The sequence below is a fragment of the Nocardia arthritidis genome (genome assembly GCF_011801145.1).
Classification (GTDB): domain Bacteria; phylum Actinomycetota; class Actinomycetes; order Mycobacteriales; family Mycobacteriaceae; genus Nocardia; species Nocardia arthritidis_A.
The window spans coordinates 3,872,113-3,886,825 of record NZ_CP046172.1; the positions used below are offsets into that span (position 1 = coordinate 3,872,113).

18 protein-coding genes are annotated in these 14,713 nt (G+C 68.9%); 6 read left to right on the top strand and 12 right to left on the bottom strand.

Features of this window, described 5'->3' with window-relative positions; all coding sequences use genetic code 11:
* Window positions 1–250: 250 nt before the first annotated feature.
* The gene (locus F5544_RS17430; protein WP_167474166.1) at window positions 251–1,150 is read right to left on the bottom strand and encodes a hypothetical protein; all 900 of its coding nucleotides are present in this window, start codon (window positions 1,148–1,150) and stop codon (window positions 251–253) included.
* A 33-nt stretch (window positions 1,151–1,183) separates the two neighbouring features.
* The gene (locus F5544_RS47080) at window positions 1,184–1,996 is read right to left on the bottom strand and encodes a LysR family transcriptional regulator (RefSeq protein ID WP_167474167.1); all 813 of its coding nucleotides are present in this window, start codon (window positions 1,994–1,996) and stop codon (window positions 1,184–1,186) included.
* On the opposite strand from F5544_RS47080, the gene F5544_RS17440 reads away from it, so the two are divergent.
* The 4 genes from F5544_RS17440 (at window position 1,970) to F5544_RS17455 (ending at window position 5,360) form a co-directional block, all read left to right on the top strand.
* Complete coding sequence (locus tag F5544_RS17440) at window positions 1,970–2,455, top strand: dihydrofolate reductase family protein (RefSeq protein WP_275107058.1); 486 nt, start codon at window positions 1,970–1,972, stop codon at window positions 2,453–2,455. The genes F5544_RS47080 and F5544_RS17440 overlap by 27 nt on opposite strands.
* A 55-nt stretch (window positions 2,456–2,510) precedes the next feature.
* Complete coding sequence (locus F5544_RS17445; protein WP_167474169.1) at window positions 2,511–3,344, top strand: class I SAM-dependent methyltransferase; 834 nt, start codon at window positions 2,511–2,513, stop codon at window positions 3,342–3,344.
* A 78-nt stretch (window positions 3,345–3,422) separates the two neighbouring features.
* On the top strand, window positions 3,423–4,178 hold the full coding sequence (locus tag F5544_RS17450; protein ID WP_167474170.1) for an SDR family NAD(P)-dependent oxidoreductase: 756 nt from the start codon (window positions 3,423–3,425) through the stop codon (window positions 4,176–4,178).
* 123 nt (window positions 4,179–4,301) lie between these two features.
* Window positions 4,302–5,360, top strand: a complete 1,059-nt coding sequence (locus tag F5544_RS17455; RefSeq protein WP_167474171.1) for a glucose 1-dehydrogenase — start codon at window positions 4,302–4,304, stop codon at window positions 5,358–5,360.
* A 16-nt stretch (window positions 5,361–5,376) separates the two neighbouring features.
* On the opposite strand, the gene F5544_RS17460 is transcribed toward F5544_RS17455, so the two are convergent.
* Window positions 5,377–5,787 (bottom strand): DUF5313 family protein, encoded by a 411-nt coding sequence (locus tag F5544_RS17460; protein WP_167474172.1) that lies wholly within the window; start codon window positions 5,785–5,787, stop codon window positions 5,377–5,379.
* Window positions 5,788–6,147: 360 nt separating this feature from the next.
* On the opposite strand from F5544_RS17460, the gene F5544_RS17465 reads away from it, so the two are divergent.
* Window positions 6,148–6,846, top strand: a complete 699-nt coding sequence (locus tag F5544_RS17465; protein ID WP_238847296.1) for a sigma 54 modulation/S30EA ribosomal C-terminal domain-containing protein — start codon at window positions 6,148–6,150, stop codon at window positions 6,844–6,846.
* Between the two features lie 74 nt (window positions 6,847–6,920).
* A complete protein-coding gene (locus F5544_RS17470) occupies window positions 6,921–7,145 on the top strand; it encodes a hypothetical protein (protein WP_167474173.1) in 225 nt (74 codons plus the stop codon).
* Here the strand turns inward: F5544_RS17470 and F5544_RS17475 are convergent.
* From F5544_RS17475 to F5544_RS17515, 9 genes are all read right to left on the bottom strand, one after another.
* Complete coding sequence (locus F5544_RS17475; RefSeq protein ID WP_167474174.1) at window positions 7,140–7,631, bottom strand: hydrogenase maturation protease; 492 nt, start codon at window positions 7,629–7,631, stop codon at window positions 7,140–7,142. The genes F5544_RS17470 and F5544_RS17475 overlap by 6 nt on opposite strands.
* Complete coding sequence (locus F5544_RS17480; protein ID WP_167474175.1) at window positions 7,628–8,920, bottom strand: Ni/Fe hydrogenase subunit alpha; 1,293 nt, start codon at window positions 8,918–8,920, stop codon at window positions 7,628–7,630. The genes F5544_RS17475 and F5544_RS17480 overlap by 4 nt, the downstream gene beginning before the upstream one ends.
* The gene (locus F5544_RS17485; protein ID WP_167474176.1) at window positions 8,904–9,677 is read right to left on the bottom strand and encodes an oxidoreductase; all 774 of its coding nucleotides are present in this window, start codon (window positions 9,675–9,677) and stop codon (window positions 8,904–8,906) included. The genes F5544_RS17480 and F5544_RS17485 overlap by 17 nt, the downstream gene beginning before the upstream one ends.
* Window positions 9,677–10,531, bottom strand: coding sequence for an FAD/NAD(P)-binding protein (locus tag F5544_RS17490; RefSeq protein ID WP_238847297.1), 855 nt, complete (start codon window positions 10,529–10,531; stop codon window positions 9,677–9,679). Before F5544_RS17490 ends, F5544_RS17485 begins: the two co-directional genes overlap by 1 nt.
* The gene (locus tag F5544_RS17495) at window positions 10,528–11,028 is read right to left on the bottom strand and encodes a Crp/Fnr family transcriptional regulator (protein WP_167474177.1); all 501 of its coding nucleotides are present in this window, start codon (window positions 11,026–11,028) and stop codon (window positions 10,528–10,530) included. Before F5544_RS17495 ends, F5544_RS17490 begins: the two co-directional genes overlap by 4 nt.
* Entirely contained in the window at window positions 11,025–12,179 is a 1,155-nt protein-coding gene (locus tag F5544_RS17500) for a 4Fe-4S dicluster domain-containing protein (protein ID WP_167474178.1), read from the bottom strand. The genes F5544_RS17495 and F5544_RS17500 overlap by 4 nt, the downstream gene beginning before the upstream one ends.
* A gap of 109 nt (window positions 12,180–12,288) precedes the next feature.
* On the bottom strand, window positions 12,289–13,341 hold the full coding sequence (gene hypE / locus F5544_RS17505; protein ID WP_167474179.1) for a hydrogenase expression/formation protein HypE: 1,053 nt from the start codon (window positions 13,339–13,341) through the stop codon (window positions 12,289–12,291).
* Window positions 13,338–14,444 (bottom strand): hydrogenase formation protein HypD, encoded by a 1,107-nt coding sequence (hypD, locus tag F5544_RS17510; RefSeq protein WP_167474180.1) that lies wholly within the window; start codon window positions 14,442–14,444, stop codon window positions 13,338–13,340. Before hypD ends, hypE begins: the two co-directional genes overlap by 4 nt.
* Window positions 14,441–14,704 carry a HypC/HybG/HupF family hydrogenase formation chaperone gene (locus F5544_RS17515; protein ID WP_167474181.1) on the bottom strand — a complete coding sequence of 88 codons (264 nt, stop codon included), beginning with the start codon at window positions 14,702–14,704 and terminating at the stop codon, window positions 14,441–14,443. Before F5544_RS17515 ends, hypD begins: the two co-directional genes overlap by 4 nt.
* Between the last annotated feature and the right edge of the window lie 9 nt (window positions 14,705–14,713).

The window sequence follows — 14,713 nt, forward strand, 5'->3', positions numbered from 1 at the left end:
AGCGTTGCGGGTGAGCTCGGTGCGGCGGTTCGATCACTGCAAGGCCCGGCGCAGCTGGTCGTAGCCGGGTGCGAGGCGGCGCATTCCGGTGGCGAATGCCGCATCATCCTTGTCGGCCACCGGATATCGCAGTCCGCCGATGATTCTGGACTGTTCGGTCGCGGTTTTCGGTGTGGCCCGCCGCTTGCAGGTGGGTCGATGCGTCGCCCGGCTCGCCCGCGTTTCGGGCGGGCTCGGTGGGGCGGTTCGGTCACTGCAAGGCCTGACGCAGCCGGTCGTAACCGGGTGCGAGGCGGCGCATTCCGGTGGCGAAGGCGGCATCGTCCTTGTTGGCCACCGGATATTGCAGTCCGCCGATGATTCTGGACTGTTCGGCGGCGATATCGGCGGCCTCGGTGCGGCCGACCGCGCGCAGGTGGGTCGATGCGTCGTTGAGTCTGCGCGCGCCGAGCCCGACGGAGAACCAGCTCAGCAGGCCGCGGGCCGGGTCGGGGAGTCCCGCATCGGCGAGTTCGGCGAACTGTTCGGCCTGCTGCGCGGCGCCGGTGAGCCAGCGCGCCGCGTATGGTAGCGAATCCTTCAGTGCCGCAAGGGGTTCTACTTTGCGGTTGACGCTGAATTCGGATCGCATGATGTACGGCGTATTCGTGTACGAGATGCGGTCGGCGCGCCAGGATTCCAGGAAATCCGTGATCGGCAGCGTTGCGTACGGGTTGCCCTGCGGATCGTGTAGCAGCACCCAATCGTCGCCGACCTCCAGTGCTATCACGTAATGGTCTGCGCCACCGACATTTCCGGAGTTCGGGTGGTACCGCAACAAGCCCATGTCCACCGGGCCGACCAGCACCGGCCCGCGCGACACCGCCGCGCGCAGTCGGTCCAGCGCCTCGTCGGGTGTGCCGCCGGTGGTGCGCGCGCAGGTGCGGCCGAGCAGTTCGATGGCCGCGTCCAGGCCGATTTCCGGATCCCAGCCGATCGGGCTGAAGAACGGCATGCCGCCCGGCGTCGACCCGGGGCCGCGATACAGTTCGACGCCGAACGGTGCGCCGGCGAGGGTTTCGATCAGACCGACCGGCGGCGCGTCGGATCCGATGAGCATGGCGAGTGAGTTGCTGTAGCAGTACGGGCCGGAGCCGATATAGGAGACCATGGCTCCACTGCACCGCCTGACATGGTGTGAGAGTCAAGCGGTGAGCGCGGCCGGATCGCTGGCGAAGCGTCCGGCATTGCGCAGCGCGTCGTCGGCGTCCGGCAGTAACGACCAGAACACCTGAAAGGCGTGCGCCGGAACGGGATACACCTCCAACCGGGTCGGCACGCCCGCGGCGCGCGCCTGTTCGGCGAGCGCGTGACCGCCCGCGCCGTACGCGTCGTGCTCGGCCACCTGGATGAGCAGCGGCGGTAGGCCGGACAGGTCGGCGACCGTCGGGTTGGCGATCGGATCGTCGAGCGATGCCTCGCCCAGATAGCCCGCCTGCAATTGCTCGTGCACGCCGCGGTCGCCCGGCGTCGGTGCGTCGCGACCGTACAGCCCGGTGCCCGGACACAACAGCAGCGCGGCCTTCGGCAGCTCGGCCTGCATATCCTCGAAGGCCGCACGGAAGGTCGCCCGATCGGTACAGACATCCAGCAGCGATTCGACCGGCTCCCACATGCGCCGGGTGCGGGCCGCCAGCTCGCCGCCGACCGATCGGGTCGCGGTGATCGCCTCGTCGAATTCCGCGAGCAGGCGGTTCGACCATTCCCGGAATACCTCACCGGCCAGGGTCGGCCGCACCGTATGGCTGTTGCGATACACCAGCTCGCAGCCCAGTTGCCGCTCCAGCGCCCGGATCTGGCGGCTCAGCGCGGGTTGGGTGATGTGCAGCCGCCGCGCCGCTCTGCCGAAATTCAGCTCCTCGGCCACCGCGACGAAGGCACGCAGATGTCGCAATTCGATTCCGTTGGCGGAGTTGGGTATCGGTAGGACATTCGGTTCGTACGAGGGAATCAGCATGGACATGAGGTCGGCCAGGCGGTCGGCGCCCTGATGGCCCGCAATGACGCGATGCTGATGGGCCGCAAGACCTATGAGGGTTTCCTGCCATTCTTCGGTAGCCAATCCGGACCGTATTTCGATGCCGTCAACGAGATGCCGAAATACGTTGTCTCCACGACGATGGGCAAGGCCGAGTGGAAGAACACCACCGTGCTCAATACGAATTTGGCCGATGAGATCGCCAAGCTCGAGGATCCGCCGGGTGAGGTGATCGGCGTCGGCGGCAGCGCGACCCTGGTGCGCTGGCTCCTGGCCGAGGGGCTGCTCGATGAGCTGCATCTGTTGCTGTTCCCGGTGATCCTCGGCGGCGAAGGGGCCCGCCTTTTCGAGCACGATATGACCGTGCCTGATCTGCGCCTGACCGGTGCCGATACGCTGGCTTGCGGAGTGGTCAATTTGCACTATGTGTCGGCGTAAGTAGTTGGTGGACAAGCCTTTCCGGCACGTGGTCTGAGCAGGAAAGGGTTTGTGCATGCAGACCGGAGAACCGAGCCGCACCGCGATGGGTGTCGCGATCTATCGTGCGGAGCACCAACTTGAGGACGGCGGGCGGATCTTCACCGATCCGCTCGCCGTTCGCGTCGTCGACGGCATGGTCGATCCGCTGAACATTCACGAGGATCCGGCGATCCGTCGCAGGATGCGGTTGATCATCGCCGCCAGAGCGCGGTACGCGGACGACGCGCTGGCGGCGGCGGTCGCCGCGGGCACGACGCAGGCCGTGGTGCTCGGCGCGGGCCTGGACACCCTCGCCTACCGCAATCCGCATGCGGGACTGCGTGTCTACGAGATCGACCATCCGGCCACCCAGGAGTGGAAGCGGAACCGGTTGCGCGAGACCGCGATCGATATCCCCGGCTCGGTGACCTACGTGCCGGTCGACTTCGAACGGCAAACACTCGAACAAGCAATGGCCGCAACGGAATTCGATCCAGGTCGGCCCGCCTTCGTGATCTGGCTCGGTGTCGTCGTCTATCTCACCGGCGACGCGATCCGCGCGACGCTGCGCTACCTGGCCGGTCTGGCACCGGGCACCGAGGTGGTGCTCGACTATGCCCAGCCGGTGCGCGCCGTCACGCCGGAGGAACAGGCGATGGCCGAGGTGCGCGAGGCCCGGCTGGCCGCGCTGGGTGAGCGCTGGCTCAGCCTGTTCACCCCGGAGGAGATGGCGGGGGAACTGCGCGCCGCCGGATTCGAGATCGCCGAGGATCTGGATCCGGCCGCCGCGATCGGCCGCTACCTCGGCGCGGATCTGCCGGCGGAACGCCTCGGTCCGCATATCGTCCGGGCGGTCGTCCCCTCTTAAAAAGACATCTTGTTGATAACGTGGTTCCTTGCTGATATGAATGGCTGCGCCTGATTCGCGTCGTTCGGAGGGAACCATATGCAGATCCGGGACAACGTGGTGCTGGTCACCGGAGGGGCCTCCGGGCTCGGGCTGGCGACCGCGCGCAGGCTCGCCGCCGACGGCGCCGCGGTGGTGAGCTTCGACCTGCCGGAATCCGATGCCGCGCGGGTGGCCGCGGAACCCGGACTGACCTTCGCACCCGGTGACGCGACCGACGAGGACGACGTCACGGCCGCGCTGGACGTCGCCGAATCCCTCGGCACGCTGCGGGCCGTGGTGAACTGCGCGGGCATCGGGTTGCCAGGCCGGGTGCTCACCGGGGATCGGGTGATTCCGCTGTCCGCCTTCCAACTCGTCGTCGAGGTCAACCTGGTCGGCACCTTCAACGTGCTGCGGCTGGCCGCCCAGCGCATCGCCCGCACCGCGCCGGTCGACGGTGAACGCGGCGTCATCGTGAACACCGCGTCGGTGGCGGCCTTCGACGGGCAGGTCGGTCAGGCCGCGTACTCGGCGTCCAAGGCGGCGGTGGCGGGCATGACCCTGCCGCTGGCCCGCGATCTGGCCGAACATCTCATCCGGGTGGTCACCATCGCGCCGGGCATGTTCGATACGCCACTGCTGGCCGGGCTCTCGCCGGAGGCGAGAACCGCACTGGCGGAACAGATTCCGCACCCGCAGCGGCTCGGCCACCCGGATGAGTTCGCCGCGCTCGTCGCGCACGTCATCGACAATCCGGTGCTCAACGGCGAGGTCATCCGTCTGGATGCCGCGCTGCGCATGGCCGCGCGCTGATCCTCGGCGAGCGCCGAATCCGGCCTGTCGCGGGCGCTTCCGGCGTATGGTCCGAGCGGTCGGGGGTGTGAACGGCCGCGTCCGGGTATTCGCTGCGCGCGATGCTCGAGATAAGGAGATGCTGTGCGCGCGCTCACCTTGATCCCGCAGACACCCGGCACGCTCGGCGTGACGGAGGTGCCGGACCCGGCGCCGGAGGCCGGTGTGTTGACGGTCGACGCCATCGCGGTCGGCATCTGCGGCACCGATCGCGAAATCGCTTCCGGCGCATACGGTTGGGCGCCGCCGGGCCGGGAACGGCTGATCCTCGGCCACGAATCGCTCGGCCGGGTGCGAACGGCGCCCACGGGCAGCGGATTCGCGACGGGCGATCTGGTGGTCGGCATCGTGCGGCGGCCGGATCCACTGCCGTGCGGCGCCTGCGCCCGGGGCGAATTCGATATGTGCCGCAACGGCGAATACACCGAGCGCGGCATCAAGGAACGCGACGGTTACGCCGCGCAGCAGTGGACCATCGAGCCGGAGTACGCGATCAAGGTGGATCCGGCGCTCGCCGATGTCGGGGTGTTGCTGGAACCCGCGACGGTGGTGGCCAAGGCCTGGGAACAGATCGAAAAGATCGGTGCGCGAGCGTGGTTCGCGCCTCGCCGGGTGCTGATCACCGGCGCCGGACCGATCGGGCTGCTCGCGGCGCTGCTCGGCCGCGAGCGCGGGCTCGAGGTACATGTGCTCGATCGCGTCGCCGACGGGCCGAAGCCGAAGCTGGTCGCCGAGCTCGGCGCGCAGTATCACACCGAGGAATTGACGGTGGTCGGCCCAAAGATCGCCCCGGACATCGTGATCGAGGCCACCGGCAACGCACAGGTCGCCCTCGGCGCGATGGAGACCAGCAGCCCGGCGGGCATCGTCTGCCTCACCGGTGTGTCATCGGCAGGCCGGGCGACGCAGGTGGACGCCGGACTGCTGAACCGGAATCTGGTGCTGGAAAACGATGTGATCTTCGGATCGGTGAACGCGAACCGCCGCCACTACGAGCAGGCAGCGTTGGCGCTGGCGCGGGCCGATACCGGCTGGCTGGCGGGCCTGATCACGCGCAGGCTGCCGCTGGAGCGGGCGGCCGAGGCATTCCGGCCGGGGGAGCATGCCGACATCAAGGTCGTCATCGATATGGAGACGAAATAGCCTGCGCGGCAACGGATCAGCCGCGGCCGTGGCGGCGCTCGTACGCCGCGCGCTCGGCGGCGGCCCGGTCGCGTTCGCGCACATCGGCCAGCGCCGGATCGAGGCCGTGCTTGGCCAGCCGGTGGCGCCGGTAGACGTACATGAGCGCGACGGTGAAATAGATGAGCGGCAGATAGAGCAGCGCCATCATGGCCAGACCCATCCACAGCGGCCCGGGGATCAGCAGGAACAGGCACAGCGGCGGGATGATCGGGATCAGGATACGCAGCAGGTAGCGACGGGCCGCGCCCGGTCCGGTCAGATCGTCGATCACCCAGTCCGACATCGACGGTGGGAGGGTGCCGCCGCAGGCGTAGCGGATCCGCTGCGCGATGGAGGGTGTCGCGGACTCGCCGTTTTCCTCGTCGCGTCGTGCTGCTGTGCGCATGGGAACCATTCTTCCGTTCGTCGGCGGGCACCTTCGACCGCTGGAGTGCCGGGTCGGGAGGCGTTTCGAGAGTAGCGCCCCGGGTAGTGGGCAACCGCGGGCCCGGCCACCGAATGTGGCGCCGGGCACGACCGGCGGGCGCTGCTCGGTCGAGTGCACTCGATGGTGCAGCGAAATCTGTTGTGGCGGAGGGTGTCAAGGTCTTTGGTCCTCACCTTCGTATCCTTTCGGATCTTGGTTCGATGCGCGGCATCGGCCAGAGTGGGTGACTCCACGGAACGCGTCCGATGGATCGATCGAAAGTGAGGGCCGACGTTGCCGCGCGCGTCACAAGGGTGGTCGTCGCCGAGATTTCCCGACGTGGTCGTGTTCGCGCGCGGCCGAGTTTCGTCGCTGGAGATGGAACGGGTGTCCGGCGCGATCGGCAGGCTGCTGGAGCGATACGGGATCCCCGGCGGCGCACGGGTCCGGGTGACCGGTGCGAACTGCGACGACGGGCCGCTGCTCATCCAGGTGAATCTGCGGGTCGGGGACAAGCCGGTAAGGGTGCAGACGATGACCCGCGGCGGCGGCGACATCCTGACGGTGGTGGTGCGGCTGGAACGGCGGATCGCGGAACTGTCCGCGCCGTGGCGGCCGCGGCCGTGGCCCGATGCCGCCGCCCGCCCGCTCGCCGGTATCGGGCCCGGTGACCTCGCCCGGCGGAAGGTGTACCCGCTGCTGGTCGCCGAACCGCTGGCCGCCGCCGCGGTGCTGGACGCCATGGATTACGACGCGCACCTGTTCACCGACGCGGAGACCGGCGAGGATGCCGTGATCTACCGCGCGGGGCCGACGGGTTTGAAGATGACCCGCCAGCATCGGGTGCATCCGGCCGACACCACGTTGCTGACAACCAATCCGACGTCCGCGCGCAAACAGACCGAAACCGAAGCGACGCTGCGATTGTGCGCGTACGGGTTGCCGTACCTGTTCTACACCGACCGGGATACCGGCCGCGGCCACCTGCTGTACCGCCGCTACGACGCGGATCTCGGGCTGATCGTCCCGGTGGGCTGACCGTAAACCGGCCGTACGGCGCGCGGCGCGATCTATCGTTGAGTGGTCACGCCGTGTTCGGAAGGTGTTGTGCGATGAACGATTTGGAACAGCGCATTCGCCAGGCGCTGCACGATGCCCGGCAGGCGCTCGCCTCCGGCGATGTCGGGGCGCTCGGGCAGCACATCGCCGCATTGCGCGCCGAGGCGCAGGCGGCCCAGTGCGCCGACGACGACCGTGCGCGCCTGCTCGAACTGTGTGATGCGGGCCTGAAAAGGGTTGGCTGGGCGGCGAATCGGCGCAAACCCAGCGCGTCATGAACGATCCGGCTCGGCCGGCGTCTCGATGCCGATGCGGGCCAGCTCGGCGAGCACGGCGGCCAGCACGTCCGGTACGGCGGCCGCCACCGGATCCGAAAGGCCGACACCGAGTTCCAGACATTCGGCCTCGACCGCGATGACCACGAGCTCGTCCGGGACACGTCCGAGCGCCCGGCCGAGCGGGAGCGCGTCCGGGATGCCCATGGCATGCGAGCTGGCGGCGCGGGTGACGCCGCGCAGCGCGTCGACGGTGGTGCGCCAGATGCGGCCCGGCGTGCACGGTTCGCACAGCACCGCGTCTACCACAACCGCCAATTCGGCGCCGGCCCACAGGTCGAGCAGGCCCGCGGGTTCGCCGTCGCACAGCGTCACCAGAACCTCTGGCAGGCCGAGTTTTTCGAGATCGGTGGCGATGCGGGGGCCGATGCCGTCGTCGTGGCGGAACTCGTTGCCGACGCCGATGACGACGGCCCGCGGCCCGGTCATCGGCCCACCACCTCGAGCTCCAGGAAATGCGCCGAACAGGAGATGCACGGATCGTAGTTGCGGATGGTGCGTTCGCACAGCGCGGTGAGCGCGGCATCGTCGAGGTCCAGATTGGCCGCGACGACGCGGCGCAGATCGTCCTCGATGGCGGCCTGATTCTGTGAAGTGGGCGGGACGATATTCGCGGCGCGAACGATGCCGTCGGCGTCGACCTGGTAACGGTGATAAAGCAATCCGCGCGGCGCCTCGGTCACCCCGTGCCCGATCCCGGCCCGCGCCTCGGCGGGAACAGCTGGGCGCGCGGGCATTTCGTAGTCGTCGATGATCCGCAGCGCCTCCTCGACGGCGTAGACGACCTCAACGGCCCGAACCAGGATGCTGCGGAACGGGTTCCGGCACACGGTACCGAGACCGGCCTGCGCCGCCATCTCCTTGGCCAGCGGTGAGAGCTGTTCGTAGTTGAGCGTGTATCGCGCGAGCGGCCCGGTGAGATAGCGCCTGCCGTCGAGTTCGGCGTGCAGGGCGGTGGAGTGCGGCACCTGGCGTTCGACCACGTGTGCGGCGAATTCCTCTGGCGGAAAGGATAATCCGGTGCTGGTGTGCACGATGCCGTTCTCGATGGCATACCGATCCGGTGCGGTGGCGGCGAGCAGGTCGTGGTCGAGTTCCAGGTCCGGATAGTCGAAACCGGCCGCCCACTGGACGGTGTGTATCGCGTAATCCAGTGCGCGCCTGAGCTGTTCGGCGAGCAGTGCGAGATCCACCCGACCCGGTGTCGAATAGAACCCGCCGACGCGCACGTTGATCGGGTGGATCGGCCTGCCGCCGATCAATTCCAGCAGCGCATTGCCCGCCTTCTTCAGCGCGAGACCCTGTTCGACCAGATCCCGGTGATCGGCGGCCAGCGTGATGGCGTCCGGATAGCCGAGGAAGTCCGGTATGTGCAGCAGGTGAATGTGCAAGGCGTGACTGGAGATCCATTCGCCGCAGTAGAGCAGCCTGCGCAGCGCGAGCAGCGGCGGGTCGAGTTCGACGCCGCAGATCTGTTCCAGCGCGTTGCAGGCGCTGGTCTGGTAGGCCACCGGACAGATGCCGCAGATGCGTGCGGTGATGTCGGGTGGTTCGGTGTAGCCCCGACCGCGCAGGAACGCCTCGAAGAATCGTGGCGGCTCGTAGATATTCAGTTCGGCGCGGGCCACGACGCCGTCGTCGATCACGACGCGCAGCGCACCCTCGCCCTCGACCCTGGCCAGCGAGCTGACCCGCAGCTGTCTACTCCGGTGACTCATCGCGATTCCGTTCGGCGAAGGCGGGCGCGGCCGCGGCGAAGGTGGTGAAAACACGGTCGACGTCGTCGGTCGACATCCCGTTGACGCGCAGGATCGGCAGCAGCGCACCGACATTCGGCCGCGCCATCGGGCCGAAACAGCCGAAGCAGCCGCGGTGGTACGACGGGCACAGCGCGCCGCAACCGGCCTGGGTGACCGGGCCGAGGCAGGGAATGCCGTGTGCCACGGTCACACAGGTGGTGCCGCGGCGCTTGCATTCGGTGCAGACGCTGGTGTTCGGGATATCGGGTGCGCGACCGGTCAGGAAGGCGCCCAATGTGTTCAGCAGTTGGCGGCGGTCGATCGGGCAGCCGCGCAGCTCGAAATCCACCGGTACGTGCGCCGCGATCGGCGTCGAGGTGGCCAGCGTCGAAATATGTTGCGGGCTGGCGTAAACCACCGAGGTGAATTCGGCGATGTCGGCGAAATTGCGCAGCGCTTGGATTCCGCCGTGGCAGGCGCACGCCCCGATGGTCACCAGAATCCGGGATTGCGCGCGGATTTCGGCGATCCGGCGTTCGTCGTCCGGCGTGGTGATGGAACCCTCGACCAGCGAGACATCGTACGGTCCCGGTTCCACCGCGCTGGACGCCTCGGTGAAATGCGCGATGCGGATGCGGCCCGCGAGCGCGAGCAGTTCGTCCTCGCAGTCGAGCAGGGTGAGCTGGCAGCCGTCGCAGGAGGTGAACTTCCAGACCGCGAGCGTCGGGGCGCCCATCACAGCTCCCGCACCGTGAGCAGGGGTTCGGCGGTCGCGTAATCGACGACGGGACCGTCCCGGCACACCAGCAGCGGGCCGAGCTGGCAGTGGCCGCAGCGGGCGACGCCGCAGCGCATGTTGCGCTCCAGCGAGACTCGGATATCGGTGGCCGGAATGCCCTTGCGCAGCAGGGTTTGCGCGCAGAACCGCATCATCGGTTCCGGGCCGCAGAGGAAGGCCGTCGTATTCGCCGGATCGACGGCGAGCCGGGCGAGCGGTTCGGTGACGAAGCCGATGGGGCCGGTCCAGCCGGGCGCCGGATGGTCGACGGTCTGGTAGAGGTCCAGTGCCGCATGGGTTTTCCAGCGTTGCTGATCGTCGCGGAACAGAATGTCGGCCGGGGTGCGCGCGCCGGTGATCAGCGTGACCCGGCGGTAGCGGGCGCGGTCGGCGAGCGCGCCGAGCACCACCGGGCGCAGCGGCGCGAGGCCGACCCCACCGCCGACGATGACCAGATCGCGCCCGGCGGCCGACGCCAGATCCCAACCGGTGCCGAAAGGCCCACGGACGCCGATCGACTCGCCGACCGCGCGATCGTGCAGCGCATCGCTCACCGCGCCGACCGCGCGAATCGTGTGTTCCAGCAAACCGTCGGTGGCACAAGGGTTTCCGCTTATCGAAATCGCGACCTCGCCGACGCCGAAGTGGTAGAGCATCATGAACTGGCCCGCCAGGAAGGGCGGGGCGGCGGTACCGGTCGGCGTCAGCAGCAGCGTCGCGGTGTCGGCGGTCTGCTGGATACGGTCGACCACCTGGTACGGCCGCATCATGTCGTCGGCCTGCCTGTCGCGGGCCGGTGCGCCGACGGTCATCGCGGGCCGCCGATCCGCACCGGTGTGCAGGTACAGGTTTCGGCCGGATTGCGGTACAGATCGAGGAGTCTGGCCCTGGTCGCCTGCAGCCGTTCGAGCACCGCGCCGAACAGCATCAGGGTCAGCGCGTGGCCGAATGCCGGGTCGGATTCGGCGAATTCGGCCAGCGTCGCGGAATCGAATTCGATCGCGTGCACGGTGTCGACGGTGCGCGCGCCGAAATGCCAGCGATACGGCGGCACCAGCCAGGACCAGCCGAGCAGATCGCCGGATCCGAGCGTCTGCACCACCACGTCACCGCGTCCGGGCACCTGCGCGTCGAGCAGCACGGCGCCGTCGCGGATCAGCCAACAGCGGTCCGCCCGTTGACCTTCCACGATCAGCCGATGCCCGGTCGGGTAGGTGACGTCGTGTCCGGCCGCGGCCAGTACCGCCAACTCCTCGGGGCCGAGCGTGGCCAGCTGGGCGAATTCGGCGAGTTCGGCGGCGGTCGTCATACCTGGTCCCTTTGCGAAAGTCGTTCCGTGGAGCCGAGTTCCGCGAGCCGGGTTACCTCTGCGGTCAGATCGATCCCGGCCGGGCACCAGGCGATGCACCGCCCGCAGCCGACGCAGCCGGAACTGCCGAACTGGTCGTGCCAGGTGCCGAGCTTGTGGCTGAGCCACTGCCGGTAGCGGCTCTGTCCCGACTGCCGCACGCTGCCGCCGTGCAGATAGGAGAAGTCGAGTTCGAAGCAGGACGCCCAGCGTTCCCAGCGTTCGGCGTGCTCGCCGGTCAGGTCGGTGACGTCCTCGGTGGTGGTGCAGAAGCACGTCGGGCACACCATGGTGCAGTTGGCGCAGGTCAGACAGCGGCTCGCCACATCGTCCCAGTGCGGTGATTCGCGGGATTCGCGCAGCACCGCGGGCACGTCGACATCGGGCATCGCGCGGCCCATCCGGTCCGCGGCCGCCGCCACCGCGGCATGTGCCGCCGCGATCTCGGCGGTATCGGCGGGGCGGGCGGTGAGCTCCGCGAGCACCTCGGCGCCCGCGGGCGTACCGACCTCGACCAGGAAGCGGTGTCCGGCGTCGTCGACGCGTTCGGTGAGGGCCAGATCGTAGCCGGGGCCCGCCGCAGGGCCGGTCCCCATGGACGCGCAGAAGCACACGCCGCCGGGCTCGGTGCAGTTGACCGCGACGATGAACAGTCCGGCGCGGCGGGCGGCATACGACCGGTCCGGGTGTGTGCCGCCGCCGAGCACCCGGCCGAGCACCGCGATCGCGGCCAGATCGCATCCGCGCACGCCGATGAATGCGGTGCGTACCGGAACCTCCTCGGCCGCAACGATATTCAAGTCAGGTCCGGTCTCCCACACCTTGCGGTGCGGCGGATGCAGGAACTGTTTCCAGGAGCCGGGGCCCGCCGAATTCGCGAAAACCGCCTCGTCTTCGCGGCGGAACAGCCGGTAGCTGCCCGGCGCGGTGCGCACCCCCCAACCGGCGGGCAACCGGGCGCCGGAATCGAGTTCGTCCAGGACGATCGCGCCGTCGCGCACCTGCGGTCCGATGACGCGGTATCGCTGCTCGCGCAGCACATCCACCAGCCGATCCAGGCCGTCGCGGTCGATCACGGCGGTCTCGTGCGCACTGTCACCGGAGCCGGTCATCGCACTGCCTCCCTGCCTTCGCCCTTCGAGTCTGGCCCGATCGCGCGTCGCGGACGAGGGTCCAACGTCCCCGTGCGTTGCGACCGATGCCATTCACTCGCAACGCCTTTCAACAGATTCGCGGTAGCTGCTCGCCGACCAGCATGTCCACGATGCGGGCCGCGCCGATGAGCGTGCGCGCGGTGACCCGTCCCGCCGGACCGTCGGTGACCCGGCCGATCACGGTCGCCGCCGCGCCCGCCGCCACCGAACGCATGGCCGCGAGTGCGCGCTCGGCCGCGGACTCGGCGACGAAGGCCACCAGGCAGCCCTCGTTCGCGACGTGCATCGGGTCCAGGCCGAGCAGTTCGCAGGTGGCGGCGACCTCGGTGGGCACGGGCACATCGGCCTCGACGATCTCGACGCCGACACGGGAGGCGGCGGCGAGTTCGTTGAGCGCGCTGGCCAGCCCGCCGCGGGTCGGATCGCGCAGCGCGTGCACGTCGGCGCCGCACGCCGCGATCAGCGCGGCCACCAGCTCGTGCAACGGCCTTGTGTCGGAACGGATATCGGCGTCGAAGCCGAGATCGCCACGGGCGCAGAGGATCGCGGTGCCGTGCGCGCCGATCGGGCCGGACAGCAGCACCACGTCACCGGGTCTGCCACGGGTGGCCGATGGGTCGGCGCCGGGCAGCCGGGCGCCGATTCCGGTTGTGGTGATGTAGATTCCGTCGGCGGCGCCGCTGCCGACCACCTTGGTGTCGCCGGTGACGATGCGGACGCCGCACGCGGACGCCGCCCGGGCCACCGAGGCCGTGACGGCCCGCAGCTCGGCCAGCGACAACCCCTCCTCCAGCACATAGGCCAGTGAGAGCGCGACCGGCCGCGCGCCGCGCATGGCCAGATCGTTGACCGTGCCGTGCACCGCGAGCGCGCCGATATCGCCGCCGGGGAACCAGCGCGGGGTGACGACGAAACTATCGGTGCTGAAAACCACACCCGCACCGTCGATTTCGACTATCGCGGCATCCTGCAACGGCTCGTGCCCGCCGAGTTCGGCGACGATCACCCGATCGATCAGCTCCGCCATCAGCTGGCCGCCGGATCCGTGTCCGAGCAGCACCCGCTCGTTCTCCGTATGGGGGAGCGGGCAGGCGGGGTCGGCTATCCGCGCCGTGTTCATCGACTCACCGCCGCATTCGGCCGCCGTCCGGCGGTGTAGAAGGCCGCGCAGGTGCCCTCCGACGAAACCATGGGCGCACCAAGCGGTTTGCGCGGTGTGCAGCGGGTGCCATACGCCGGGCAGTCGGTCGGCAGCGCGGTGCCACGCAGGATGTCGCCCGCGATGCAATCGGCGTTCTCGGTGGCGACCGTGTCGTCGGTGCCGAAGCGGCGTCGCGCGTCGTGCCCGGCGAATTCGGGGGCCAGGGTTAGCCCGCTGTCCGGAATGGTGCCGATACCACGCCAATTGCGCTCGCTCACCTGGAAGACCCGCCGAATCGTCTGCTGCGCTTCGGTATTGCCGGAACGGCGCACGGCACGCACATACTGATTGCCGAGTTCGGCGGTGCCGCTTTCCAATTGCCGCACCACCATCAGGATGCCCTCCAACAGATCGAGCGGTTCGAAACCGGTGACCACTATGGGCACTTGGTATTTCGCGACGATCGGCTCGTACTCGGTCCAGCCCATCACCGCGCACACGTGCCCGGCGGCCAGGAATGCCTGCACCTGATTGTCGGGCGCGTCCAGGATCGCGGTGATCGCGGGCGGCACCAGCACATGGCTCACCAGCATGCTGAAATTGGTCACCCCGGTGGTCGCGGCGTGCAGCACCGCCATCGCGTTCGCCGGTGCGGTGGTTTCGAAACCGACGGCGAAGAACACCACCTCGCGGTCCGGATGCTCGCGGGCGATGGTCACCGCGTCCAGCGGCGAATACACCACCCGGACGTCGCCGCCGCGCGCCTTCACCCCGAGTAGATCGCCGGTGCTGCCCGGAACCCGCAGCATGTCACCGTAACTGGTGAAGATCACCCCCGGCCTGGCGGCGATCTCGACCGCCTGATCGATCATCTCCAGCGGGGTGACGCACACCGGGCAGCCCGGTCCGTGGATCATCCGGATGCCCGCGGGCAGCAACTCGTCGATGCCCTGGCGGACCAGCGTATGCGTCTGCCCGCCGCAGACCTCCATGATCGCCCACGGCCGGGTCGCGGTGGCTCGCAACTCGTGCAGCAGCCGCCGGGCCAGCGCCGGATCACGGTATTCGTCAAGGTATTTCATACGACCTCCACATCGGGTCCGAGTTCGGTGGCGATGGCGTCCGGGATCGCCCGGAGCACCGCGAGCGTCTTCGCCGCCTCGACCTCGTCGACTCGGCTGATCGCGAAGCCGACGTGCACGATCACGTAGTCGCCGAGCGCGGCCTCCGGCACATAGGCCAGGCACACCGGGCGCCGGATTCCGTCGAAATCGACCGTCCCCATCCGCAGCGGCGATTCGTCGGTCACCGCGACGATCCGGCCGGGCACTCCGAGGCACATCGGCTGACT

Bases quoted from the DNA above. Each gene is read 5' to 3' on its own strand.
- F5544_RS47080 (WP_167474167.1), bottom strand. From the start codon at position 1,996: ATGCTGATTCCCTCGTACGAACCGAATGTCCTACCGATACCCAACTCC.
- F5544_RS17445 (WP_167474169.1), top strand. From the start codon at position 2,511: ATGCAGACCGGAGAACCGAGCCGCACCGCGATGGGTGTCGCGATCTAT.
- F5544_RS17495 (WP_167474177.1), bottom strand. From the start codon at position 11,028: ATGACGACCGCCGCCGAACTCGCCGAATTCGCCCAGCTGGCCACGCTC.
- F5544_RS17500 (WP_167474178.1), bottom strand. From the start codon at position 12,179: ATGACCGGCTCCGGTGACAGTGCGCACGAGACCGCCGTGATCGACCGC.
- F5544_RS17480 (WP_167474175.1), bottom strand. From the start codon at position 8,920: ATGAGTCACCGGAGTAGACAGCTGCGGGTCAGCTCGCTGGCCAGGGTC.
- F5544_RS17490 (WP_238847297.1), bottom strand. From the start codon at position 10,531: ATGACCGTCGGCGCACCGGCCCGCGACAGGCAGGCCGACGACATGATG.
- F5544_RS17485 (WP_167474176.1), bottom strand. From the start codon at position 9,677: ATGGGCGCCCCGACGCTCGCGGTCTGGAAGTTCACCTCCTGCGACGGC.
- F5544_RS17515 (WP_167474181.1), bottom strand. From the start codon at position 14,704: ATGTGCCTCGGAGTGCCCGGCCGGATCGTCGCGGTGACCGACGAATCG.
- hypD (WP_167474180.1), bottom strand. From the start codon at position 14,444: ATGAAATACCTTGACGAATACCGTGATCCGGCGCTGGCCCGGCGGCTG.
- hypE (WP_167474179.1), bottom strand. From the start codon at position 13,341: ATGAACACGGCGCGGATAGCCGACCCCGCCTGCCCGCTCCCCCATACG.
- F5544_RS17470 (WP_167474173.1), top strand. From the start codon at position 6,921: ATGAACGATTTGGAACAGCGCATTCGCCAGGCGCTGCACGATGCCCGG.
- F5544_RS17430 (WP_167474166.1), bottom strand. From the start codon at position 1,150: ATGGTCTCCTATATCGGCTCCGGCCCGTACTGCTACAGCAACTCACTC.
- F5544_RS17475 (WP_167474174.1), bottom strand. From the start codon at position 7,631: ATGACCGGGCCGCGGGCCGTCGTCATCGGCGTCGGCAACGAGTTCCGC.
- F5544_RS17450 (WP_167474170.1), top strand. From the start codon at position 3,423: ATGCAGATCCGGGACAACGTGGTGCTGGTCACCGGAGGGGCCTCCGGG.
- F5544_RS17460 (WP_167474172.1), bottom strand. From the start codon at position 5,787: ATGCGCACAGCAGCACGACGCGACGAGGAAAACGGCGAGTCCGCGACA.